Raw genomic sequence first — 23,262 nt, 5'->3', positions numbered from 1 at the left:
CTTTCTATATTTTATTCTCTGTCCAAATGGTCTGTTTTTCTAACGGTCAGGCATCACATGCACGGACGCCGCCGCATCTGAGACGAAATTACCCCCTTAGCATGATAACGGATAAATATAATAATTCCCATTTCCCTATCCTTCGTTCACCAGCGTCAGAATCCAGTACAGCCATGCCCGCACTGAACTTGACCTCCGCACGATCAGATTCTCCCCGCAGACCTGGTATTCCCGCATTTTCTTTGCAACATACTCCTTGTCCGGAACATCTCCGATCTGAAGGGCAGCTTCAAATAAATCGTGGAAAATCGGGTGTTCCAGAATCAGGCGGACGTATTCGAGCTGGCGCGCCCTATACGGCAGTTTCAAAAGCCGTCTTCCCATCGCCGTGATATGCACTTTCACGCCGTCCTCATCCGTCTGCTTCTCCGCCAGCCCCAGATAGCGGCACGCGTTGAAATAATAGTCCGACTGTCGCTCCTTAAATCCAAAAAGCTGCGCGATCTCCCCGCCCGTCATTGGATTCTCGTTCAGCCGTTCCACCAGTGAAATAACCTTGTAAAAGCTGTCCGCCTGGATAAAGGTAACCGCCGGTTCCGGCTTGACCTTTGTCCGTGCCCAGACATCGTATAAATCATCCAGCGTAATCTCGATTTCCTCTAAGCTGTAATTTCGCTCCTGCACCAGCCGCAGCGAATTGTAGTAGCGCAGGTCCGTAAATTCATATTCCAGCAGGCGGAAAATATTATTCGAATACACCATAAACACCGGACGGATCGGCTTGTGTATCTTCTCCGCCCAGAGTCTCGCCGGATAATAAAGCTGCCGGATCAGAAAATTGCTGTGGACGACGTTTTTTCCCTCGATCAGCGTAAATACATTCTCATTTTCAAATCCACCGTCGATCTCGACTTGCGAATTCTGTACCTGGATAAGCGGCTTTTTTTCAATCGGCTCTGATTTTTGATAGTCGCTGACATAAAACTCAAAATTTCCAGACCCCATCCGCCCCGAAACCGTCTGCACCATGCGATCCTCGCCCAGAAAATCATCCAGAATCCCCGTGATGCTCATAACGTTGATCGCGCTGGCTTCCGAGCGGATGTCATGAAGGTCGATCGACTCAAAGTAATCGGGTATCTTCGCGCTCGTCACCCGTTTGATATCGGACGGAATCTCCGGAAAATCCTGATACAAGTCAAACTCGCCCAGCACATAGCCGCCGCGCGACACCGGAAGAATCGAAATCTTCTTTCCAAACACCCGCGGCAGGGATTCCCGCGTGTCAAATTTCGTCATCAGACGCGGTTCCTTGACTTCGCGGATCTGGTCAGCGGTGATGTAAAACCGCCCATGTTTCTCAATTTCCCGCTCAATCCGGTATTTATCAAATAAAATTCTCCATTTATCATCAATCAAGCTCATAATTGCGTACCAGAACTTCCTGAATCTCTCCGCGCTTCTCCGGTTTCACGTTGATCGCGCGCTTGGCATCCACGTGGTCGATGATGTAATCTTTATATAAATCCTCGATAAATTCGCAGGACGAATTGGAAAGCAGGAACTTGATGCCCTTTGCATTCAACATGTCGCACTGCTCTTTTAATGCGATCTGCTCTTCCTCCCCGAATCCGCCCGCGGTGTAGCCCGTGAACGACGCCGACGAGCTGATCGGCATATAAGGCGGGTCAAAATAGACGAACGCGCCCTTCCGGATGCCCTTTAACGCCTCGCGGTAATCGCCGCATTTGATCGTAATATTCGCTTTATTTAAATACGTATTCAGCGCATGGATCGTCGCCTCGTTCGTGATATTCGGGTTCTTATATCTGCCCCACGGAGAATTGAACTCGCCGGAGCTGTTGACGCGGAACAGGCCGTTGTAGCAGGTCTTGTTCAGGTAAATGATCCGCGCTGCCCGCTCGACGTTGGTCCGCGTCTGATACGTCTCCTTGTCGCGATCCCACGCCCGCACCGTATAATAATACTCCTCGCAGTTCTGTTCCTTATGTGCGCTCAGCGCCGCAATCAGCTCTTCCGGCTCTTCCTTGATCGTCCGGTATACATTGATCAGCTCTTCGTTGGAGTCATTGATCACCGCCTTGTTCGGCTGTCTCCCAAAGAGCACCGCACCGCCCCCGATAAACGGCTCATAATAGGTCGAACATTCCGGGATCAGCGGATTGATGCTGTCCAGCAGCTGCCGTTTGCCGCCTACCCATTTGAGGATGGGCATGACGAACGGATTTTTTCTTGACATCGGATAGGGTACCTCCTTCTGTTTGTCTTTCTATTCACCTACAGAACCTGCCGCCGGCAGCTTCTTCCGGATACATTGCAACACAAAAACGGGAAATCAGATGTCCGCTTGTGCTCTGATTACCCGTTTATTATAATCGTACAACTGTTCTAGTTTATTATACTTGACTTTGGGGTGGATGTCCAGCATTAGAAGTAGATGTTATCCACTTTACTATTAATTTGTTACTGTTCACTGCGTTCTCAGTAACACGCTTCGCGATGCACAGAATTTACGCTTTCTGCGTAAATTCCTTATGTATTCTCAATACTCTATCCTTGACTAGTGTAGTTCTCCCCCAAACCCAAGTCACATTCTTTATGGTATTTATTACAGTTATACGCAATTGAATATCCTTTATCCTTCTCAAAATGAACTGCACAGCTTCCAGCCTTCATCTCAGCCGTATGCCCATCTAAAAAAGTTACCGAATGCCAGTCATAATCGCCCACTGCATCCTCAATCACTTTAACTTTCGGATTCTTCTTCTGGGTAGACATATAATCTGCCTATATTTCCGCATAATATGCCCTGAGATTCGCCCAATCTGCCGCCACCTTCGCCTTGTGCATCTGTGCCGTAAAAATCGGAATTGAAATTGATACCAGTATTCCAATAATAACCACCACTATCAATAGCTCAACCAGTGTAAAACCTTCCCGTCTCTTCATCACAAATTTCTCCTTCTGTCAGTTTATGTTATTATATTCGTTTTTTCCTCTAAAGCAAATACCTATTTTTAACAAAATCGATATTCATAAATCAAACAAGGCAAAAGTATGTATTTCGTTTCCATACATCCAAATTTATCGGGATGGCTCCACGTTCTCAGCCGGCCAGGATTTTCTCAGTGCCGCATAGGACACCAAAAAGTTGGCAAGCCATCCTGCCGGCACGGCAAGCCAAACAAAATCAATGCCAAAACGTGGTGCACCGATCAATGCCACGGACAGGCGGATCGCAAGGTTTACCATGTTGGCAATGAGGAATGGCTGCATGATTCCGAGTCCGCGAAGGACTCCATCGGTCGCCATTTTAATTCCCATAAAGATAAAGAAGTAACCAAGCCATCTCATATAATCCCCAGACACCTGATAAGCCAGGGCGGTTCCGTCTTTTCCAAGGAACAGTGATGAAATCTGCGTGTGCAGCGTTTCAATGACAAGGAAAGCAAGCGCCGCAAAACACACATCCAGCACCAATGCTGCGTGGTAGCCTTTTTTGATGCGCTGGGTTTTGTTTGCGCCAAGATTCTGGGAAACAAATGGGGAAACCGCATTGCCGATGGACACAAAAATCAGGGAAAAAACATTCTCTACACGCATCGTTGCCGCGTATCCGGCGAGTGCCTGTGTGCCAAAAGGATTTACCACCGCCTGTACGATCATCATACCGATGGATACGGTAGACTGCTGAAGAACCGACGGAACAGCAATCCGAAGCATCGAGCGCAGCTCCTGTCCCTCAAACCAGGCAAAGATACTCTTATACCGCCGCATCCGGTAAAAGAAAATCAAAAGTGAAAACACAGCCGAAATGCCCTGTGCGATCAAAGTTGCAAGCGCCGCACCGAACACGCCAAGTCCCAGACCGGCTACCATCCAAAGATCCATTACAATATTCAGGATTGATGAAAAGATCAGCAGTCCCAACGGAATTTTTGATTCACCGATGGAAGTGAACATGGTAGAGAGAATATTGTACATGAACAAAAACGGAAAGCCCACAAAATAGACCCGCAGGTACAGCACTGCTTCCTCCAGAATATCGGCAGGAGTCTGTAATCCGCTCATCATCGCATGGGAAAAACAAAAGCCAAAGACACCAAGGATGATGCTCAGCAGCAAAAAGCTGATCAGTGATGTAGACACAATCGTTTTCATTTTTCCATACTCTTTGGCACCGAAATAGCGGCTCACAAGCACACCTGCACCAGCACCGGCCCCCAGTGCCACACAAATGAAAACATTCGTCAGCGCTGCACAGGCGCCAACCGCCGCCAGTGCGGAGGAACCCACAAACTGGCCGACGATAATGGAGTCCGCCATATTGTATACCTGCTGAAAAAAACTGCCGAGAATCATCGGCATTGCAAAAACCGTCAACGCTTTCAGCGGCGCATCGGTAATCAAATACTCATCTTTTGACATGATCCTATTCCTCCACAACTTCCTGCTTTTTACCCGAAAGCACGAACTTAGCAAGTACGATCCGTAATTCGTGTACAAAAATTCCGGCAAAACCAAAACAGGGTCCAGAAATAATTGGCATAACATTGTTAATTCGTTTCATAATTTCACTCATTCACTTTCTGCGCCACAGTTGCAGCTATGGTTATCCGGTGCCTCCATTGCCTTTTACTGTGTTCAGCAGCTGCTGGGAATGTATGTGTACCCAGCATAATATTTATATAAACCGCCAGTTTTTCTGTCTATTTATATTATAATCGATCTTCCATTTAAGATACAATCATTATACACAAAAAAGCTCCGCCTATATTTTAGTATAGACGAAGCTTCCTAATTCTAACTCCTAATCCTCCATATTTTCTCTTCTCAATAGCTCAAACAATGTCAGCAGTCCCTCACACAAAACAGGATCCAGAACCGGAATTCCTACTGTCTTTTCGATGGAGGGAGCAATACGGATACTGGACATTCCTGTACAGCTAAGGGCAATCACATCGGCCCCCATCTCTTTCTGCGCAGCCGCTGCTTTCATGGTGGCTTTATATCCTCCGTCTGTCATCAAATCCAGGACATTTTCTACCCCATCTCCCTTTGCATTGTCTACAATCCGATCACCGAATATCCGCTGATATCCTGACGGTACATCTTCAGTAATCCCCAACACAGCCGGATGACTGCCAAAAAACAGACTCAACGCTGCAGTACTGGCTCCCGCTCCTATAACCGGAATCGGTACGGCCTGTCTTGCCTCCGGAACTCCCGGGTCACCGGCACAGCTGATAATAATAGCCTGACAGCCTTCCTTCCACAGTTCCACTGCAAGATTCACCACCTTAGGTACACCTACAGCGAATGTTTCATCGTCATGAATTCCCTCCGGTTGTTCCGGAATACATCGTGACACCACCTGGAACATAGGGAAATACGATTCTATCAGCTTTCCATGCAGCTGCAGCAATTCCTCGTCCTCTGTGGTCAGCACCCGAATCAGACCAACTTTATAAGTTTTCATATTATACGTTCCTTCTCTCCTGGTTTCCTAAAAATACTTTCATGAGCAAAATACTCAGGCAGCAATTGGAGTATCTCCTTAAATCTGGAAAACTCCATCTAATATAACTAGCTTGTCATCCAAATACAATGTGGGATTCTTAATAATTCCGTCCATATGGCAGTCTGCCTGATTATTTCCTCCAAATCCTACGTTAGTACCAAAGGCAATATGGACCGTTTGATAAGCTTTCTCATCCTCCAGAATAACGCCGATCAGTCTGGCCGCATAGTTGGTTCCAATGCCCAGTTCACACAGAGTGGCATTGTTCTTATTTCTCAAGAGAATCTCCAGTTTCTCTGCTTCTTTTCCTTGGATGCTTTGAAGAACCCCGTCCTTCACTTTCACTTCCAAAGGCTGTTCTAATAAACCGATTCCAACCATAGATCCATCAATTACCATCGTACCATTTGCTCCTGTCTCTATCGGAGCTATGTAGGACTCTCCGGAAGGAAGATTTCCCGCCTGCCCCTTTTCCCGATAGACACCAGGGCTAGATACTCCACGCCGTCCCCGAAGATCCAGCGTTAAAACATGTCCATCTTTCTCTATGCGGGCTGTATTGGCATTCGTCAATAAATCAGTCACCTGCTCTGTAAGTGCCATAACACGACTGTAATCTGCAGTCATAGCACCCATGGCAAACATTTCCTCCGTGATTCCCGGCATTGTAGCAATCCTTGCTCCAGCTTCCGCTGCCTCAATTTTGGCTCGTGTATGCGTAATAGATGTTTTCATGGGGCAAATTACCACATCCGCCGCTTTCATGGCAGCTGCCACTACAGCGGGTGGTTCCTGACCAGACACCTCTCTAGCAGTCATAGTCATTAACATAGCTTCTGCTTTCAAAAGTTTAGCCGCCTGATACAAGGCCTGACCAATGGCATACTTCTCATCATCGGTCACTATCAGTACATTCTCCCCCGGTTTGACATTCATGCAGTTTGTTAAAATATTTTTTCCAATTTCCGCCAGTTCCATCGCATTTCCCTCCCTCTTATGACAGCAGTTCCATCATAACCCGAACTGCAAGTGTCCGGGACAAAATCACCCGTTTTCCAGATAATTTTTGAAATTGTTCTTTCATTCCGATATTATAGCCAATGCAGTCCATTACCACCAGATCCACATCCATTTTCGCTGCAGCTCTAGCCGCCGCATCCAAATCATCCTGGCTACCGTAGGGAGAAGCCGGAATAATAATACTCTCCTTTACATACTGATTCCACTTTTTCTCTGTCTGATCCACGTGCTGCGGTGTTGGAACCACTACAGCGATCTTTCCTCGATTAGACAAGGCTGGCACAAGCCCATTAAGCACCTTGCACGGAAAAATCAATGGCACTTTAGAATGAAACACAGCCGGAAAATCCCCCGTGCACAAAAACAGAATCAAATTTACGCCCTGCTCTTCCAACCGTTCGATACACTGCTGCAGCTGGGGCAGAATATGTCGTTCGGCAATCATAACCGAACTTCCGTCTCGAAGTCGTGAGATTAAAGTATAATCCTCTGGTCCTGGTGCAAATGCCTGGATATCCTCCCGAGTGAGCCCATCTAATGCACCTGCCTGAATTAGTTCCACCTGCTCACCCATCAGCGGAAACAGTTCTTGTACCACATCCGTCCTGGGTGACTGCCCAATGGTTATTGCTCCAACTTTCATCTTCACCATCTTAATTTCCTCCATCTTATACTTGCCCTATCGTAACTGTTCAGTACCTTCACAGTCACGCGCAAAAATCCATTAAAAATTGCCTACGGCAATGGGATTTTTGCCTGCTGACCCATGTTTTCGTACGGTCAGTGCAGTAAATGCACAGACCTACTGAACCGTTACGTCCTATCTACAAAGGCCCCGCTGCCAGTATTTTGGCGGCGGGGTCTTTCGCATAGATTTCCTTATCTCCTTATCAGAATGACACACAATCCACAATAGGACGGTTGATGATCTTCTCTACGCCCGCCAATAAGTCCTTGTCAAACATGGGAGCCGCCAACTTCAGATGCTGATAACCCACATGAATGAGATAAACTTCTTGGCCCTGTTTCAAGTCAGATGTAGGCGTTGGCCGTCCAGTCTGGCTGTCAAATGTCATAATCAGATCAGGGAATGTGCCTTTGCGCTGTCCATCTGGTCCATCCACCGTCATGTACTCATTCCAGAAAGACATCTCATATCCACCAATCTTAACGATACCTACATCAAAGCCGCCTTCACTGCGCAGCTGATACTCCTCTACCGGACCGTGAGCCAATATCTCACCGCCTAAAAATTCACAAACCTCCTGCACACCATTTTCTACCGACTTTTCTAATCCCTGTGAATAACGGCGTCCCGTCTCAATAGCCAGTGACAAGCCCCCCACAGCGCTGTTTTTTTGCAGGAACGAAGCCTTCACCGGGTTCCGGATTACAGCCACAAGGCCTCCAGCCTCCACAGCAGCCGCCCGCACCAGTTTAGAACAATGATCAATAGAACCTGTAACTGTACATTCCACGTGTCGACCCAATTCCTTTCGTCCGCCCACACAGGTCATGGTAGTAATATAATTGGGATCACGATGAAGATTCAGGCTTCCCATCACTCCCGTAGGATGAGCACGGCCGTTGCAGGGAGCGTCTATCAGAGGGATTCCCAGCATGGATGCCTCTAGCCATCCATTGAACGTAGAACCGCCTCCATTCTCATTAGTAACGATACCTCCTGGACGAATACCCGTGCTTTGAGTAAAGAGCTCCACGCAGCGCATCATATCTGCCGGGGAGACAAACTTCTCCTGTGCGGCAGGAGCCCCTACCATAGAAGCTGTGACAACCACGGTTTCCGGATCAATCTGATCCAACGGGGTTAATTCCAGCTGGCTGAACCGCACAGCCAGATCTCCGAACTCAGCTCCGGTCTTTGCCGAACCGCCTCCACCGCCGCCAAGAATGGAGCCACCAAGAGCCGCCCAACGGACATGTTCTTCTGTCAATTTCATTCTAATATGTTCCATAACTTTCTTCCTTTCTATATTCTACATCAAAATGCTTCCACCTTAATTCTTCTTATTTGCCATCAGATTAAATACCACATGCAGCACAACCGTAGCTACCATACCATTAATAGCCTGAATGCCCGGAGAGAAAATAGCAACTGCTACACCACATCCCCAAGCCAGAACGGAAGGCCACTTGATAAGTGGAAGGTTTTCGTAAGAAATGTCATTATAATTATAATTATGTTTTACTCCAAACAAAGGCAGTACCAAATAATCAGCCACCATAACTGCAGCCATTGGCGGGATTACAATACCAAGCCATGTCATATACGGCACAAAGTAGTCCACCACACCACAGAAACCTAAAGCAATTCCGATCGCGCCCAGAACAATGGTAACAGTGCTCTTTTTCTTCACTTCGATAATGTTGCATGTCGCATTGGATGCGGAGTACAGGTTCTGCTGGTTAGTTGTCCATGCAGCTAAAGTAATAAGCACAGCACCAATGATTCCTGAACCAGTGGCCAATACGCCGATGTAATCAGATACTACTCCGAAATCCCATGTTTCCAGATGCAGAGCAGCTGCAATACCAGCAATTGGAAGCAGAAAATGACCAAAGAAAAGACCAGCGATCCAAACGATAGAGATCTTTATGATATCCGTCTTTGCAAATCGGCCGCAGTCGGGAACAGTAGCCATTCCGGCTGCCCAGCTGCCAATAACTGTGGTAACGCCAGTAGCCATGGTGCCAATCTGACTTCCCGTAGGGCTATAAGAGAACAAAGAATCTACGCCAATCAATCTTACACAGTTAACCAGTGCCAAAACAATAAACAGAAGCAACGGAATCGCTGCAAATGTGCTTAACTTCTCCATTCCCTTAAATCCCTTAATTGCTGTAGACGCCATCATAATTCCGCCCAGCACTGCCAGAATCGGTACACTTATCGGAAGATACTGAGACCAAATCTGCCCAAAGAAGCCCAACTGGGTGGCAAACCAACCCACGGAGGTCACACAGATAATCGCCGAGAAAATATAAGTTCCTACCCGACCTACGGTAAACCGAATCAATGACATTGCTGCCAATCCGGTTTTTGAACCGATATACACAGTCATAATCATGACCACCACTAATATAATATCACCGATTGACAGGGCAATGAGAGCATCCCGAAACTTCATGCTGGATCCTAACGCCGTACCTGTAGCCAGGTCTCCTACTACTACATTCCAACATAACCAGACGAAAAACATCTTAATCCATCCGTACCGCTTATTCTGAGGAACCGGAGTATAAATATAATCCTGATCTTCCACGTTAGGCTCAGTTGTCACAGCATTCACATCATGTTTTTTATCGCTCATATGGCTCTCCCTTCTTTTAAAGCACACAATCCGTTTCTTCTATCAACTTGTCATACCATGTAGTATGTCTGGTTCCAAGCATTGGCTTTTCTCGAACCAGGTTTATCGCTGGACATCCACTTTCATCTGACAATATAAATCGAGTATCCATTGTCATATCTGCAAATCCGCTCTCGTTGAGCACCACCTCATTCCGCGGTACCGGGAACATATCCGGACCAAATATGCCGCTCACTCCTTTTTGAGCAGCAAAGACCGCGTATGTATTATTTTCGTTAGCCCTTACCCTAGCAAGATGATAATGTTCCACCTCCTGTTGGACTGCTGGAATACCAGGAGGGCACGACGGATTTTCCACCGCTGGAACAGCTAAAATATCGCATCCGCCATTTGCCAGCAATCGAGGCACTTCCGTAATAAAAATTTCGTTGCCTAACAGTACACCGATTCTGCCATATGGTCGATCAAGGACCAGTCCGGCACGGTCTCCTGCTTCCGCCCACTGTGCTTCCCTCTCAGTCAGATGACTCTTCCGATAGTAATGTCGAGAACCATCCTCGCACAAGCATGCTGCTGCATTCCATAGCTTCCCGTTTTCTTCTAATACAAAGCCCAGAATCACATCCACATGATTCTCCATGACTAGAGAAGATAGTTCTTTCCACACCGGATCATCCTCTCGAATGGCCACGCACTGTGCTTGCTGCAAGTCATCAGGTACACCTCCAAGCACCAGTTCTGGCAGAACCAGCAAGCGCTCTCCTTGCTTCCCAGCTTGACTGATAGCCTGCTTTACAGCCATAAACCCTTCTTCCCGATTCTCCGGTTTCATGCTGCATACCGCCGTTGAAAATTGCTTTCCCTCAAGCAATGGCTCCGTAGCATATGCTTGGTAATACTGGCTCTGATACCATGGATAACGCTGTAACTGAAGTTCACGGTAGAGCTTCGGGCGGCGTAAAGGAATCTCGCTTCGATCCGGCTTCATCTCTAAATCAATCTCAGCCATAGCAATTCCATCTCCATAAGGATGACACGCCACTACTCTGCCCTCTGGATCAATAATCCCGCTTCCGCCGCAGAAATCGAATCCTTTTTCATTTCCGTGTCGATTAGAAGCAATCACATACATACCGTTTTCCTTAGCACGTGTCAGCCAGATAGATGAAGGGATAGATGGCTCGTTCCAGTTCATAGGCGAACACAAAACCTGTGCTCCCATAAGCCTGCTTAACCTAGGTCCTTCCGGATAACTTAGATCCATACAAATTTGTATGCCTATATTTCCAATAGGAGTATTAAACACCTTTACCGGTTCATCTCCCGTTTTAGCCCATGTACTATCAGGAACATAATGGTGCATTTTCCGATGTCGGCCAATCAGCCCCTCCGGTCCTATAAGAACCGCTGAATTGTACAACCTCTCTCCATCCGACTCAGGAAGTCCTGCAACCAAATAGCAATCTAACTCCTTTGCTAAATTCTCCAATAATCGTACCGTTTGCCCATTTGCTATGGGCTCTGCCATCTCGGCCGCCTGTTCCATGCTATCAAAATAGTATCCAGTCGCACACATTTCTGGCAGGACAATGAGCTTCGCCCCTTGAGCTGCTGCCTGACGCACCAAGTTCGTCAGAGCAGCCAAGTTTTTCTCTTTATCCATAAAATGGCAGTCATATTGGATTGCAGCACCTTTGTATTTCATGATTCTCACGCTCCTTTCTATCGTTCATTTGTTTGAGGTTCCTATTATAGGAACAGCATTACTTAGATAGGAATTATGTTTTTATATTAGCATCTTGTCAGAGTCTTGTCAATATATTACATCATTTTCTAACAGATTAATTTTATATCAATATTTTTAGCAATAAAAAAAGAAACCCAGACAAAAGAGTATTTCTTCTGTCCGAATTTCTCATATTATCATTCTTCTTTGCATCTCAACAAATCAATCAGATATTCTACTGTAATAGTTTGAGCCCATTTGATTATTGATCTCAACAGCCAGTTGACGCCCCTGCTGAATATATTTCTCCACAGCGTCTGGTCGTTCCAAATCATATACTCCCCCTACACTCAGACCAGCCACTAGCTGGTTAGCTGAGTTATAGATAGGAAATCCGACGGCAAACAGTCCCTCTGTCAGCCTGTTATGAGTAATATCATATCCACGAGCTCGAGCAGCTTTCAAATCCTCCTTCAGCTGAGTCTTCTCCTCTTCTGCCAACTCTAAGCTATTGAGATAGTTGCTTTGAAATTGAGGCGAAGCAAATGCCAGTAATACTCGATTGCTTGCCCCACGAAACAACGGGTATACTCCCCCCACAAACACTGAACTCAAACGCCCAGTATTATCTGAAACCACACGATCCACACACAAACTCTGATTCCCACACGGAATAGTAAGATAAGTGCTGATCTTGGTGCGCTCATGGAAATTCCAAAGAAAATCGTGAGCAATTCGTTTAACATCCAGCCTATGCACCGCACAAAATCCCAATATCAGCACCTGCTCTCCCAAAGAGTACTGTTTCGTAAAAGGATCCTGTATTAAGAATCCCTCTTCGGTCAAAGTATGTACCAATCGATAGGCGATGGTTTTTCCCACCCCCAGCTCCCTGGCAATCGACGGCAGAGACAGTGTATTCTGCTGTCTGAACATTTCTAAAATAGTTAGGGCACGACCAACCGTCTGCAGGTAGCTCGCATCCTCCTTTTTATTTGAATTCATCTCTCCTCCTTAAGTTTGTGATTTTGTAACTGTTCAGTACCTTCACAGTTACGTGATTTTTACTCTCCCGTTGCTTCCCGGTAAGCTTTACTGCCCCCCTCGCTCCAGATTAGAAGTCATACCGCACCACCTGGCAGTTTTTTACGCCAAAGGATGCAAATTCTTCATTAGTCATATCCGTAAAATAAGACTGAATCATCCTTGAAATTCCATTGTGTGCCACCAGAATGTATGTCTTATGGTCAGACTCCTGTTTTATCTCATCCAGCAGATTATAGATACGCTGTGCAAGTTGCAGCATGGATTCTCCCCCTTCATATCGGCAGGCAAATGACTCTTTCGCCGTCTTAAACTCTTTGCCGTCTCTCGGCGTAGACTCCCATTTTCCAAAGTTCTGCTCTATGAGTCTTGGTTCTTCCCTGCAGGGAATCCCGCTCATTTCAGAAATAATTTTTGCTGTATCTGCTGCACGGCTAAGGGGTGAATAGAGAATTTCATCTGCCTTGATTCCGCTTTCTACAATATTTTTCCCGGTTTCAGCCGCCTGCTGCCGTCCATGCTCCGTCAACGGACTGTCTGTTGCTCCGCAAATTTTATTCTCCACATTCCACACAGTCTGTCCGTGTCTTACAAAATAAAAATGTCCCATGATGTCATCCCTTCTCATTAGCTTCGCAAGCTTTTTTATACCCAGGAAATTCCCTGCTGCCTATCATCGTCATACATCATTTCCGTCATTGATAATCCTGGAAAAGCAGCTGTCATAATTGTATTATAACTATACTCAGGTTAAGATACAACTCTATCCTTTACTGGGCACGTATGCGCAAACAGTTCCAGTGCTGTTCTCAAAATCCGTTTCTTTGTGACTTCCGCCATAATTATTTTCTTCATTAAAGTAACCATTCGATAACTACGCTATGATTACCGAATGGTTACTTATCAAGAACTAATGAATAATTCAAGTCGAACGCCTTCCATTTGACTTGCCTCCCTCGAAAACCCTTCGTTTTTCCTCGAACGGCAGCCCTAGATCAATGCCGGCTGCTTCCGACGCCCCCAACTTATCAGCAGATACTTTCAGAACCATACCATACCATTTATTATTGTCGTTGCGCCTCAGCACAGCTTTCCAGTCATTCCAGGGATATTCCGGCTCTGCGCCGTAATGGTCATCCATCTCATCGTAAATAATATGCTCGATAATTGCCGTGGTCTTTGTTGAATAGACCACAACTTAAAGGGTACTTGCTTTCTTCATGAACTCCAGATAAAGGCTGAACAGCACGGCGCAGACGGGAACGCTGAACAGCATCCCTAAGATGCCGAATGCTTCGCCGCCAATCGTAACAGCCATCAGCACAAGCAGTCCAGGAAGTCCGACGGACTTGCCGACCACCTTGGGATAAATCAGATTGCCCTCCACCTGCTGCAAAACGATCAGAAAGAGAATGAACCACAGAGCCTTGCCAGGTTCTGCCAGCAGAATTAAAAACGCACCAAAGCCGCCGCCAATCCATGCGCCAAAAATCGGCATCAGCGCAGTGACGGCCACAAACGCGGAGACAGCACCGGCATACGGAATCCCAAGAATCAGCATTCCAAAGAAGCACAGAACACCGATGATAACCGCTTCGGTAAGCTGGCCGCTGACAAAATTTGTGAAGGTCTGATTGGTCAGCGCGGCAATACTAAGAAGCCGCTGCGCCGTCTTTTGCGGAAGGACTGTCTCAATGAGTTTTTTCAAATGTGCCGCGACGACCTCCTTCTTCGCAAGCAAATAAAGTGCAAAAACAAGCCCCAAGAGAACATCTACAAAAACCGACAGGACAGAGGTTGCCGCGCCCCATGTCACGGTGAGAATCCCGCTTTTCTCGTCACTGATCAAGGCGGTGACCTTCTCAATCAACAGGTCAGAGTCTATGACATATTCGGGCAGGACAATGTTATATTTTGCAGCAAACTGGACAACGCCAGCCCACCACCGCCCGATTTCCTCCACATAGACCGGAATGTTTTGGATAAACTCATCGCCGGATTCCCGCAAGCTGGGGAGCATCATAAATACCACAGCAAATAGAATTCCAAGGATAAGCACGGTGCTTGCTGTCAGGCACACGGGGCGAGTCAGCTTTGCAGGAGCTTTGCGGCACGCCTTGTTCCAGCAGCATTCCATTGGTCGAAGAACTACGTTGATCAAAAAAGCAATCGCGCCGCCGATCAGAAACGGAGTGAACAGTGCAAGCACCTTGCCGAGAAAACACAAAACAGCGTCAAGGTTTACCAGCGCCCATGCGAATACAATAAGCAGCAAAAAAGCACGGATGATATAGCGAATGATCGTCTCGTCCGGCCATTTGCCTCCCTGCGGTGCGGGTGTTTCATTTTTGTTAGAGGTTGGATTTTGCAATTTTTTCTCCATGTTTTTCCTTTCTGTCAGTATCAGAATCCCTTTTTTTAAATCCGAAAGCACTTTTGCAGGGCTTTATACTCACTCCTTGTGAATCGCGCGATAGCTTTATTGTGTATTACAACGGTGTCAGGACCCAAATCCAGAGGCGAATAAACGGAGCACTGAACAACGCAAAGCGTTCAGGGGTATCCTTCGCAACACCCTTTGGGGTGATCGCACCAATATCTCCGTAAAGTTCGACAAACAGAAGCGTGCCGATGCTTCGCATCCTCGCGGAGCGTTTATGTTGCGACTCAAAAGCGACACAAAAATAGCGGAGTAAAATCAATTTTGTAAACCTGCCAGCGCCAGGAATTTTTTATCTGACTGGATACTCTGTGTCAGAAACTGACCGTCCCGAAACAGTGCATAAGTCGTGACCGGTGCAGGTACATTCTGTGCGCTTTCTTTATCAGTGATATGGATAACCTTAAACGGGATACCATGTTCCTTCGCCGCCTCCTGCACTCTTGGCACCCAATAATAGGTATATGGGCATTGATCGGTGTAATAAAGAACAAAACCTGCTTCTTCAATCACCGGATGTTTCGCACATTCCTTGAAATGCGGCGGTTGTGCACCCAATTCAATGGGAAGATACATAAGATTGATCCCACAGTCGGATATGTCTGACACACGGAAGCCCTTATAGGTAAGGAATTTCGGGTCAGCGAGGAATTCCCGCTTTCGGCCCTCCGCGCACAGAATGCAAATACCTTTCTTTCCCTGCACCCTGGCATCACGGACACATGCCTCCAGCAGATCATTTGAGTATCCGTGTCCCTTCATAGAGCCGGATACCCATAGACAGTTAATGTAAAGATAACCATCTGCCGCAATCGGCACCCAGGCGTTTTCAGCTGGAATGTATTCGATAAAGCATTTGCCGCGCTCCTCGCTGCGATAGAAAACAAGTCCATCATCAAAGCGCTGCCGCAGCCATTCCTTTTTTACAACACTCTGCTTACCGGACATGGCGCAGCAGATATGTTCCTTGTCAATATTGTCTTTGGTGATCCGAATATAGTTCATCCGTTATTCCTCCTGCTTAAAACAGCTGTCCCGGCAGCTTCTGATCTGTAACCAGCCTCAACCTTGGCAATAAAGCGATCAATGTGTGTCGCCAATAAGGAAGAAACCGATTCTTTTTCCTCCGCACCGTCGTAGACACTGTATAGAAGATACATTGGCCCATAGAATTCCAACGCCAGCTGCATAGCCTCCTCATCAGAATCTGCCAATTTGCGGAAGATGGCCGCCATATACTCCAGAGGACCGCCCGCCAGATAGTCGTGGTGAAGCTGTGCAAGCTTGGAATCACGGTATTGCTCCAGCGTCAGCATTTTACGGAAATTGGAGGAAAACGGCTCCTTTGTCCAATGGTCAAACTGGGCAAGGCTGTATGTGCGAATTTTTTGAATTGGTGTATGCAGATATGCTTCCGCAAAGCCGTCTGGTTCCGTTTCCGGCATTTCATACGCCTCAGCGCGCTCATAGTCCATCTTGTTCATTCGCTCCACGATCTTATCTAAGATTTCCTGTTTGCTGGCATAGTGCTTATATAAAGCAGCTTTCGTAATTCCCAACTGCCCTGCAATATCATTCATAGATGTCCCCAGATAGCCGTTCTGCGCAAACAGTTCCAGTGCTGTTCTCAAAATCCGTTCCTTTGTACCCTCTGCCATAATTATCTCCTTTATCAAAGTAACCATTCGGTAACTACATTATAGTTACCGAATGGTTACTTGTCAAGAACGAATGAAAAAATTATGCCCTTTCGTTAAAATGTGCAAACTCCGGCGCAAATTCGCCAAGCGCATTTCTTCCTGCTGTCTGTACCATTTTTTCCATATTCTGTATACTTCCATAACACTGCTGTTTATAAAGAATTTACCCACTCACTGACTTTCTGTTTTGTTCCGCGGTTTAACAGACTGCCTTCTGTGATAACAGCCTCTGGTGCGGATGGCTGCAATTCTTTTACAGTATTACCGAATCCACTTCCACCGGATGTTGCAAAAAGAACGATCTTTTTACCGCTGAAATCATAGGCTTCCAAAAATGTATTGATAATTGTTGGAGCTACATACCACCAGATAGGGAATCCCAGAAGGATTTCATCATAAGAGCTCATATCTATCTCTTTCTTCATAATCTCCGGTCTGTATTTCTTATCACTCATTTCCACACTGCTCCGAGATTTTTTATCCATCCAGTCAAGATCAGCCTTTGTATATGGAACTTTTGGCTCAATCTCAAATAAATCAGCTTTTGCTTCCTCTGCAATCATCTCTGCTACTTTTTTTGTTGTTCCGCTTGCACTGAAAAATGCCACTAATTTTTTACTCATAATAAAAAGCCCCTTTCTTTGCAAATTTCTTGTATAAAAATAGATGTATAAGATTTGAATTTCTCTTATACATCTATTTTATACCCATTATTTTATTATGTCTAATGCTTATATTGAATTCTATCTACAAGTCCTTTTTTCATCATCTCATAAACCGTATCTGCTGTTGCGGTATGAAGTTCAATCTGAATCAGTGGGTATTTTTCTTTATACGTTTTACATATCCTTGCCAAGGTCTCTACTGCCGCAAATTCACCGCATCAATAGATTTTGCGATTATAAACCGCAATTCTTATTGATTTCCATTGACTTTTTCGGATTGTGTCGAATTCTGTTTTCGTTTATTTCTGAACTTTAAAGATTTTTCACAAACAGTGCCCGGATAGCGTTGAGGACGGCTATAATCATCACGCCCACATCCGCAAACACGGCCAGCCACATATTGGCGAAGCCCAGAGCGACCAGCACGAGGCAGACCAGTTTTACGCCGATGGCCACCACGATGTTCTGATAGACGATGCCAAGGCACTTGCGTGAGATTTTGATTGCTTTGGAAATTTGCATTGGATCGTCATCCATCAGTACTACATCCGCAGCTTCAATGGCAGCGTCAGAACCCATAGCGCCCATAGCAATGCCGATGTCTGCCCGGCGAAGCACCGGGGCATCGTTGATGCCATCTCCCACAAAAGCCAGTTTTTCTTTCTCCGGCTTGTTCTGAATCAACTGCTCCACTTTCTCCACCTTGTCGGCAGGAAGCAGTTCACTGTAAACCTCATCCAGCCCCAGTGCGGAGGCTACACTATCAGCCACCTTCTTGGCGTCACCAGTAAGCATCACAGTCTTGCGAACCCCAGCCGACTTTAATGCCTGGATGGCTTCCTTGGAGTGAGGCTTCACGATGTCGGAAATAACAATGTGCCCGGCATATTTCCCGTCAATCGCCATGTGAATAATGGTGCCTACGCTGTGGCACGGAATAGCCTGGACCCCCAGACGATTCATGAGCTTGTCGTTACCAGCTGCCACCTGATGACCGTCCACCGTAGCGATGACACCGTTGCCGCTTAGCTCCTGAATATTGGTTACACGGCTACGATCGATTTCCATACCGTAGGCTTTCTGTAAGCTCTTGCTGATGGGATGGCTGGAAGCGCTCTCTGCCAGAGCGGCGTATTCCACCAGCTTGTGCTCATCCATCTCATTGTGATGGATCGCATTCACCTCAAATACGCCCTGAGTCAGTGTGCCGGTCTTGTCAAAGACCACGATCTTAGCCTGTGACAGGGTCTCCAGATAGTTGGACCCCTTCACCAGAACGCCCGCCTTACTGGCTCCGCCAATTCCTGCAAAGAAGGACAAAGGAATGGAAATGACCAAAGCGCAGGGGCAACTGGCAACGAGGAAGGTCAGCGCACGATAGATCCAGGTCTCCCAGCCTGCATCCAGCCCCATGGCAAACATCCGTACCAGCGGCGGCAATACAGCCAGCGCCAGCGCGGCATAGCACACCGCAGGAGTGTAGATCTTGGCAAAGCGGGAAATGAAGTCCTCCGACTTGGACTTCCGGGAGGAGGCGTTCTCCACCAGATCCAGAATCTTGGAGACAGTGGACTCACCAAATTCTTTGGTGGTCTGGATATGGAGCAAACCTGTCATGTTGATACAGCCGGAGATGATCTCATCGCCAGTCTTGACCTCACGGGGCAAACTTTCACCAGTGAGAGCGGCAGTGTTCAAAGTGGATTTTCCCTGCACCACGGTACCGTCAATAGGAACTTTCTCACCGGGCTGTACCACAATAATGGTGCCGATACCCACTTCGTCCGGGTCTACCTGTTCTAGTTTTCCCTCCCGTTCGATATTGGCATAATCAGGACGGATGTCCATCAGATCACTGATGTTCCGGCGGCTCTTGCCCACAGCGTAGGACTGGAACCATTCGCCCACCTGGTAGAACAGCATCACTGCGATGGCCTCCAGATAGTCACCGTTTTCATATACAGCCAGTGCCAGAGCCCCCAGCGTAGCCACCGCCATCAGAAAGTGCTCATCGAACACCTGACCGTTACGGATACCTTTTTCGGCTTTTCTCAGAATGTCGTAGCCAATAACCAGATAATCCACCAGGAACACAGCCAGACGTACCCAGCGGCCTACCGCACCAAACACTTCAAATGCGCCTGCGCCCAGGACCTGCAAAATTAACAGTAGAACCGTAGCAGTTAGAATCCGCCACAACATCACTTTTTGTTTCTTGGTCATACCGGCGGAGGGCCGCGTGCCGATGATCTGAAGGATCACGGCCAGCAGAGCCACCACAATCAGCAGACCGTTGATGATATACTCCTGCATTTCGTTTTACCCCTTTCACGATTGCTTATTCGTTTATTTGTCTAAGAGAAAGAACGCCCTGCAAGCTGCCGCTCGACAGGGCATTTCGTTTTGCTGGCTTACAGGAAGATCTCGCAATCGGGTTCCACCTTCTTGCAGGCCTTGCGAACCTCCTGCATAACAGCCTTGGGGTCCTGACCCTCCTCAAACTCCACGTTCATCTTGAGGGTCATAAAGTTCACCGTAGCGCTCTGTACGCCGCTGGTCTTGCGGGCGGCATCTTCCATCAGGTTGGCGCAGTTAGCGCAATCCACATCGATTTTGTAAGTCTTTTTCATTTTGAAAATCTCCTCTCTTAATTTGTTCCTGTTGCCAGAACAATTAAATCATCGTTTAATTGTATCTTCATCATACGCAGGAAAACCGTCCTCGTCAACGCTTTGAACCCATATCCTGCTATTCGGGAAAAGGGTTCTTCTGTTTGGGCAAAATGCAGCTTTTATCGGCACATTCCAGTACCCGGTAAAAAGCCGAAAGGCATTGACAATTTGAGTCAACTTCCCGGCGTTTTATTTTCTGCATTTTCTACTGCTGCAAAGGATTCAGAAAGCAAATTGATTCATGAGAGTTGATAACTCCCACCGCCTGCAAATAGGCATAGATGATTACGGTCCCCACAAACTTCATGCCTCGCACGCCTCCCGGAGTGCAGGCAGCAGCTCATCCAGCCGCCCGTCCAGTCCGAAGGACTTCTCTTTGATATTGTCCGCAATGTAGATCTCACCCAGATTGATGGTCACATAAGTGGCGTTTGGCTCACTGGCCACCAGGCGCATCATCGGAGCCTTGATCAGCTGATTGCGCCAGCCAATGCCCAGCTCCAGAACCACCAGTTTCTTTCCGTGGTAGGTTTTCAGAAAGTTTTGGAACCGTGCCTGCGCTGCGGTATCCGAAATCATTCTCTGACCCGCGCCCATGTGGATGTCCATGGGACCTCCGCACTTGGGACAACGCGGCACCAATTCTGTAGGCACATGGCCGCCCTGTTCGGCAGCCGATAATTTTTCGACCAACTCTAAACTTGAATAGAGGGTGTCGTGGCAGGGGCGGGCACACTGCATCGTAAACCAGTTGCCCTCAATCTCATAGATTTTCGTCGGATCGAAACCACACCGTTCAAAGTGACCTTCTCCGTTTGATGTGACGACAAAGTAATCTTTCTCTCCCACAATGGCCTTCAAATCGTTCATCACCGGCGTAGGCTGGTATTGCCCGCAGTAATGATGGATGAGCCGGGCCCAGAAGGCCCATTTTTTCTCCTCGCTGGGCCATCCGGCCATCATTCCCTGCAAAATACAATGTAAGCCGTATTTTTGTTTGAAATCTCCAAACAATTCATCAAAGGCTGCATTGTCTGCAAACAAATGCAGTCCTTCGGTGATGGACAGGCCGTTACTGGTCCCGATCAGGATAGCGTCCGCTTCTCTGAATTTTTCGGCACTGGGTTTCCAATCAATCATATTCGTTCGCTCCTTTCTATTTTATGGTTGCTGCGATGGATCGCGCCTGCCGGAGAGCAGCCAGAGTTTCCGCCAAATCTCCTTGCAGATACAGGCTGCGTCCCCGCAGATGCTCCGGACTATGAGATACCTCTCGATTAAGACATGCATAAAAGACGTTTTCGTTTTTGGCAGTAAGTTCCCAGAAGGGTAGTTTGATGATACTGGGTGTCATCTCACCCACGCCAAGTTCCAACAGCAGGACTTTTTTGTCGGACTGATCCATTATCCAGTGTCGCAGGAATCTATGGTAGCGATGCAGACTATCCTGCCAGAAGGTTCCCTCCAGAAAGGTATCATCTCGTACCCAGGGCACCAGCACTCGCCCGCAATCCAGGCAACGGGGAACAGCCTCCTCCGGCAGGCGAACACCTACCAAGCAACCAGTCAGTTCCTTCACCAGTTCGCGGTTTTCCCCAATATCATCCCGGCAAGGCTGACTGCATTGGCAGTAGCTAAAGTCTCCCTGAAAGGCGCAAATTTGTTTCTGAGGAAATACTCGAAAAAACTGCTGATCCACATTGGTGGTCAGAACAAAAGCAGGTTTGTCCGCAACAAGTGCCTGCAGGTCCAGATAGGGCTGCCCAGTAGGGGCTTCCCACATGAAGCGGATATATTGACTGTAATATCCCCACTGCTCTCCATAGCTGGAAAAGCAATGGTAGAATCCAGCCAGCGGGGAGGTGAAGCCATACTGTTCGCGAAAGGGAGCCAATGCCTCCGAAAGTGCCGGGGACCAATGGTAGTGGTCGTATCCAGCCGCGCTTGACAGGCCGGAGCCGCCTCCGATCACAACAGCATCTGCTTGATCAATACGCTCGGCAAGTTCCTGAAGCGTTGCTTGGTTTGCAACCCTCATCGATCGTTATCTCCGCTGTCCATGGTATCCCGTGCATCCCGTAGCACTTGAGCAATGTCGGCCACAATGGTCATGCCCTTGTCCTCCAACTGTTTGGGCAGGAAGTCATACTTGTTGTTGACAGCAATATACCGGGCATGGGGAAAACTGAGGGTCAGGTTCCAGAAAGGCTCCTGAATAAACATGGGAGTCATTCGGCCAACGCCCAGCTCCAGGAACAGAATTTTGCTGTCTTTGTGTTCCAATACGTAGCGCGAAATTTTTTCGTACTGTTCTTCATATTTCTTTCCTTGCAGGAAATTCCCATATCCTCGCACCCATGGGAATGCCTCACCGCCGCAGTGGGGGCACCGGGGAATGAGATCCGTAGGAATCTTCGTGCCCTCCCCCATAGCAGCTACCATATCAGCCACCGGCTTTACCGCATCCCAGGTGTCATCGGTACAGCAGGCGGCACACTGAAAGAAGCGGTGATCCCCCTGAATCTCCGCCACCTTCTCCTCCGGGTAGAGTTTGACAAACTGGGTATCCTGGTTAGTGGTGAGGATGAAGAAGTCCTTGCCTTTCAGCAAAGCGTCCAGATCCAGATAGGGATGACGCACAGGTGCGGTCTGGGTGGTGTGAAGGAAGGTGGCGAGATACCCCCAATACTCTTCCCTTGTCTTCCATGGGTGCATCATCCCTGCAAAAGCACCTTTGAAGTGGTACTTCTCGGCAAAAGGTCGGAAGTATTTGCGGTAGGAGTCGCTGTCCTCATAGTAAAAATCTCCGCCACCGGCAGCGGACAGGCCGGAGGCCCCGCCCACTACCACACAGTCAGCTTCCTTTACCTCCTGTACCAACCGATTAATCTGTTCGCTATACGGCAGCGGCTTTTTGTCAGTCAGCTGATAAGGCGTACTGCCGGAAGCATAGATATGATAGTGTCTGGAATAATTCATCTGGGTCTGCATGACCAGATCATCATAGAAGTTCATTTTCACCATTCCTTTCGAGTGGGTGTTATTTTTATTCTTACTTCAAATCATCTTAGCATCCTCTTGCATCGCTGTCAATATGCTGTTATAATAAAAATAACATCAA

The 23,262-nt window shown here is 47.4% G+C and carries 23 protein-coding genes and 2 pseudogenes; all 25 read right to left on the bottom strand.

Annotated elements, in window-relative coordinates:
• Nucleotides 1-135: 135 nt before the first annotated feature.
• On the bottom strand, nucleotides 136-1,425 hold the full coding sequence (locus DW720_RS02185) for a hypothetical protein (RefSeq protein ID WP_118749213.1): 1,290 nt from the start codon (nucleotides 1,423-1,425) through the stop codon (nucleotides 136-138).
• Nucleotides 1,412-2,260, bottom strand: coding sequence for a DNA adenine methylase (locus DW720_RS02180; RefSeq protein ID WP_118749212.1), 849 nt, complete (start codon nucleotides 2,258-2,260; stop codon nucleotides 1,412-1,414). Before DW720_RS02180 ends, DW720_RS02185 begins: the two co-directional genes overlap by 14 nt.
• Before the next feature lie 311 nt (nucleotides 2,261-2,571).
• Nucleotides 2,572-2,799, bottom strand: a complete 228-nt coding sequence (locus DW720_RS02175; protein ID WP_118749211.1) for a hypothetical protein — start codon at nucleotides 2,797-2,799, stop codon at nucleotides 2,572-2,574.
• Nucleotides 2,800-2,808: 9 nt separating this feature from the next.
• Nucleotides 2,809-2,970 (bottom strand): prepilin-type N-terminal cleavage/methylation domain-containing protein, encoded by a 162-nt coding sequence (locus DW720_RS02170; RefSeq protein ID WP_118749210.1) that lies wholly within the window; start codon nucleotides 2,968-2,970, stop codon nucleotides 2,809-2,811.
• Between the two features lie 135 nt (nucleotides 2,971-3,105).
• Nucleotides 3,106-4,449, bottom strand: coding sequence for an MATE family efflux transporter (locus DW720_RS02165; protein WP_118749209.1), 1,344 nt, complete (start codon nucleotides 4,447-4,449; stop codon nucleotides 3,106-3,108).
• A gap of 382 nt (nucleotides 4,450-4,831) precedes the next feature.
• The gene (locus tag DW720_RS02160; RefSeq protein WP_118749208.1) at nucleotides 4,832-5,500 is read right to left on the bottom strand and encodes an aspartate/glutamate racemase family protein; all 669 of its coding nucleotides are present in this window, start codon (nucleotides 5,498-5,500) and stop codon (nucleotides 4,832-4,834) included.
• A 78-nt stretch (nucleotides 5,501-5,578) separates the two neighbouring features.
• Nucleotides 5,579-6,520: an aminopeptidase gene (locus DW720_RS02155; RefSeq protein ID WP_118637818.1), complete on the bottom strand. Its 942-nt coding sequence runs from the start codon at nucleotides 6,518-6,520 to the stop codon at nucleotides 5,579-5,581.
• Nucleotides 6,521-6,536: 16 nt separating this feature from the next.
• Complete coding sequence (locus DW720_RS02150; RefSeq protein ID WP_227589689.1) at nucleotides 6,537-7,214, bottom strand: AroM family protein; 678 nt, start codon at nucleotides 7,212-7,214, stop codon at nucleotides 6,537-6,539.
• Nucleotides 7,215-7,452: 238 nt separating this feature from the next.
• The gene (locus DW720_RS02145) at nucleotides 7,453-8,538 is read right to left on the bottom strand and encodes a DUF917 family protein (protein WP_118471474.1); all 1,086 of its coding nucleotides are present in this window, start codon (nucleotides 8,536-8,538) and stop codon (nucleotides 7,453-7,455) included.
• Between the two features lie 42 nt (nucleotides 8,539-8,580).
• A complete protein-coding gene (locus tag DW720_RS02140; protein WP_118749207.1) occupies nucleotides 8,581-9,894 on the bottom strand; it encodes a cytosine permease in 1,314 nt (437 codons plus the stop codon).
• Between the two features lie 16 nt (nucleotides 9,895-9,910).
• Entirely contained in the window at nucleotides 9,911-11,599 is a 1,689-nt protein-coding gene (locus tag DW720_RS02135) for a nitrilase-related carbon-nitrogen hydrolase (protein WP_118749206.1), read from the bottom strand.
• Nucleotides 11,600-11,842: 243 nt separating this feature from the next.
• Nucleotides 11,843-12,625 carry an IclR family transcriptional regulator gene (locus tag DW720_RS02130; RefSeq protein ID WP_118749205.1) on the bottom strand — a complete coding sequence of 261 codons (783 nt, stop codon included), beginning with the start codon at nucleotides 12,623-12,625 and terminating at the stop codon, nucleotides 11,843-11,845.
• 109 nt (nucleotides 12,626-12,734) lie between these two features.
• Nucleotides 12,735-13,274: a histidine phosphatase family protein gene (locus tag DW720_RS02125; RefSeq protein ID WP_118749204.1), complete on the bottom strand. Its 540-nt coding sequence runs from the start codon at nucleotides 13,272-13,274 to the stop codon at nucleotides 12,735-12,737.
• A gap of 312 nt (nucleotides 13,275-13,586) precedes the next feature.
• A complete protein-coding gene (locus tag DW720_RS15875; RefSeq protein ID WP_243099685.1) occupies nucleotides 13,587-13,859 on the bottom strand; it encodes a hypothetical protein in 273 nt (90 codons plus the stop codon).
• A gap of 3 nt (nucleotides 13,860-13,862) precedes the next feature.
• Nucleotides 13,863-15,047: an AI-2E family transporter gene (locus DW720_RS02115; protein WP_147355500.1), complete on the bottom strand. Its 1,185-nt coding sequence runs from the start codon at nucleotides 15,045-15,047 to the stop codon at nucleotides 13,863-13,865.
• Nucleotides 15,048-15,362: 315 nt separating this feature from the next.
• Nucleotides 15,363-16,109 (bottom strand): YoaP domain-containing protein, encoded by a 747-nt coding sequence (locus DW720_RS02105; protein ID WP_118749202.1) that lies wholly within the window; start codon nucleotides 16,107-16,109, stop codon nucleotides 15,363-15,365.
• On the bottom strand, nucleotides 16,106-16,762 hold the full coding sequence (locus tag DW720_RS02100; RefSeq protein ID WP_107000730.1) for a TetR/AcrR family transcriptional regulator: 657 nt from the start codon (nucleotides 16,760-16,762) through the stop codon (nucleotides 16,106-16,108). Before DW720_RS02100 ends, DW720_RS02105 begins: the two co-directional genes overlap by 4 nt.
• Before the next feature lie 194 nt (nucleotides 16,763-16,956).
• Nucleotides 16,957-17,427 carry a flavodoxin gene (locus DW720_RS02090; protein ID WP_107000731.1) on the bottom strand — a complete coding sequence of 157 codons (471 nt, stop codon included), beginning with the start codon at nucleotides 17,425-17,427 and terminating at the stop codon, nucleotides 16,957-16,959.
• A gap of 122 nt (nucleotides 17,428-17,549) precedes the next feature.
• A pseudogene (locus tag DW720_RS15865) lies at nucleotides 17,550-17,687 on the bottom strand (LysR family transcriptional regulator); the annotation flags it as partial.
• 94 nt (nucleotides 17,688-17,781) lie between these two features.
• Nucleotides 17,782-19,782: a heavy metal translocating P-type ATPase gene (locus DW720_RS02080; RefSeq protein ID WP_118749201.1), complete on the bottom strand. Its 2,001-nt coding sequence runs from the start codon at nucleotides 19,780-19,782 to the stop codon at nucleotides 17,782-17,784.
• A gap of 98 nt (nucleotides 19,783-19,880) precedes the next feature.
• Nucleotides 19,881-20,099, bottom strand: coding sequence for a cation transporter (locus DW720_RS02075; RefSeq protein WP_117509136.1), 219 nt, complete (start codon nucleotides 20,097-20,099; stop codon nucleotides 19,881-19,883).
• 247 nt (nucleotides 20,100-20,346) lie between these two features.
• A pseudogene (locus DW720_RS02070) lies at nucleotides 20,347-20,454 on the bottom strand (DNA-3-methyladenine glycosylase I); the annotation flags it as partial.
• On the bottom strand, nucleotides 20,445-21,281 hold the full coding sequence (locus DW720_RS02065) for an NAD-dependent protein deacetylase, SIR2 family (protein WP_118749199.1): 837 nt from the start codon (nucleotides 21,279-21,281) through the stop codon (nucleotides 20,445-20,447). The gene DW720_RS02065 and the pseudogene DW720_RS02070, both read right to left, overlap by 10 nt.
• Nucleotides 21,282-21,297: 16 nt before the next feature.
• Nucleotides 21,298-22,179 (bottom strand): NAD-dependent protein deacetylase, SIR2 family, encoded by an 882-nt coding sequence (locus tag DW720_RS02060; protein ID WP_118749198.1) that lies wholly within the window; start codon nucleotides 22,177-22,179, stop codon nucleotides 21,298-21,300.
• Nucleotides 22,176-23,156, bottom strand: coding sequence for an NAD-dependent protein deacetylase (locus tag DW720_RS02055; RefSeq protein WP_182436505.1), 981 nt, complete (start codon nucleotides 23,154-23,156; stop codon nucleotides 22,176-22,178). Before DW720_RS02055 ends, DW720_RS02060 begins: the two co-directional genes overlap by 4 nt.
• Nucleotides 23,157-23,262 lie beyond the last annotated feature (106 nt).

The sequence above is a fragment of the Clostridium sp. AM27-28 genome, from assembly GCF_003480955.1.
GTDB classification, from domain to species: Bacteria; Bacillota; Clostridia; order Lachnospirales; family Lachnospiraceae; genus Otoolea; species Otoolea fessa.
The sequence above is the reverse complement of the archived record's forward strand: the minus strand, read 5'-3'. Positions and strand labels throughout refer to the sequence as shown.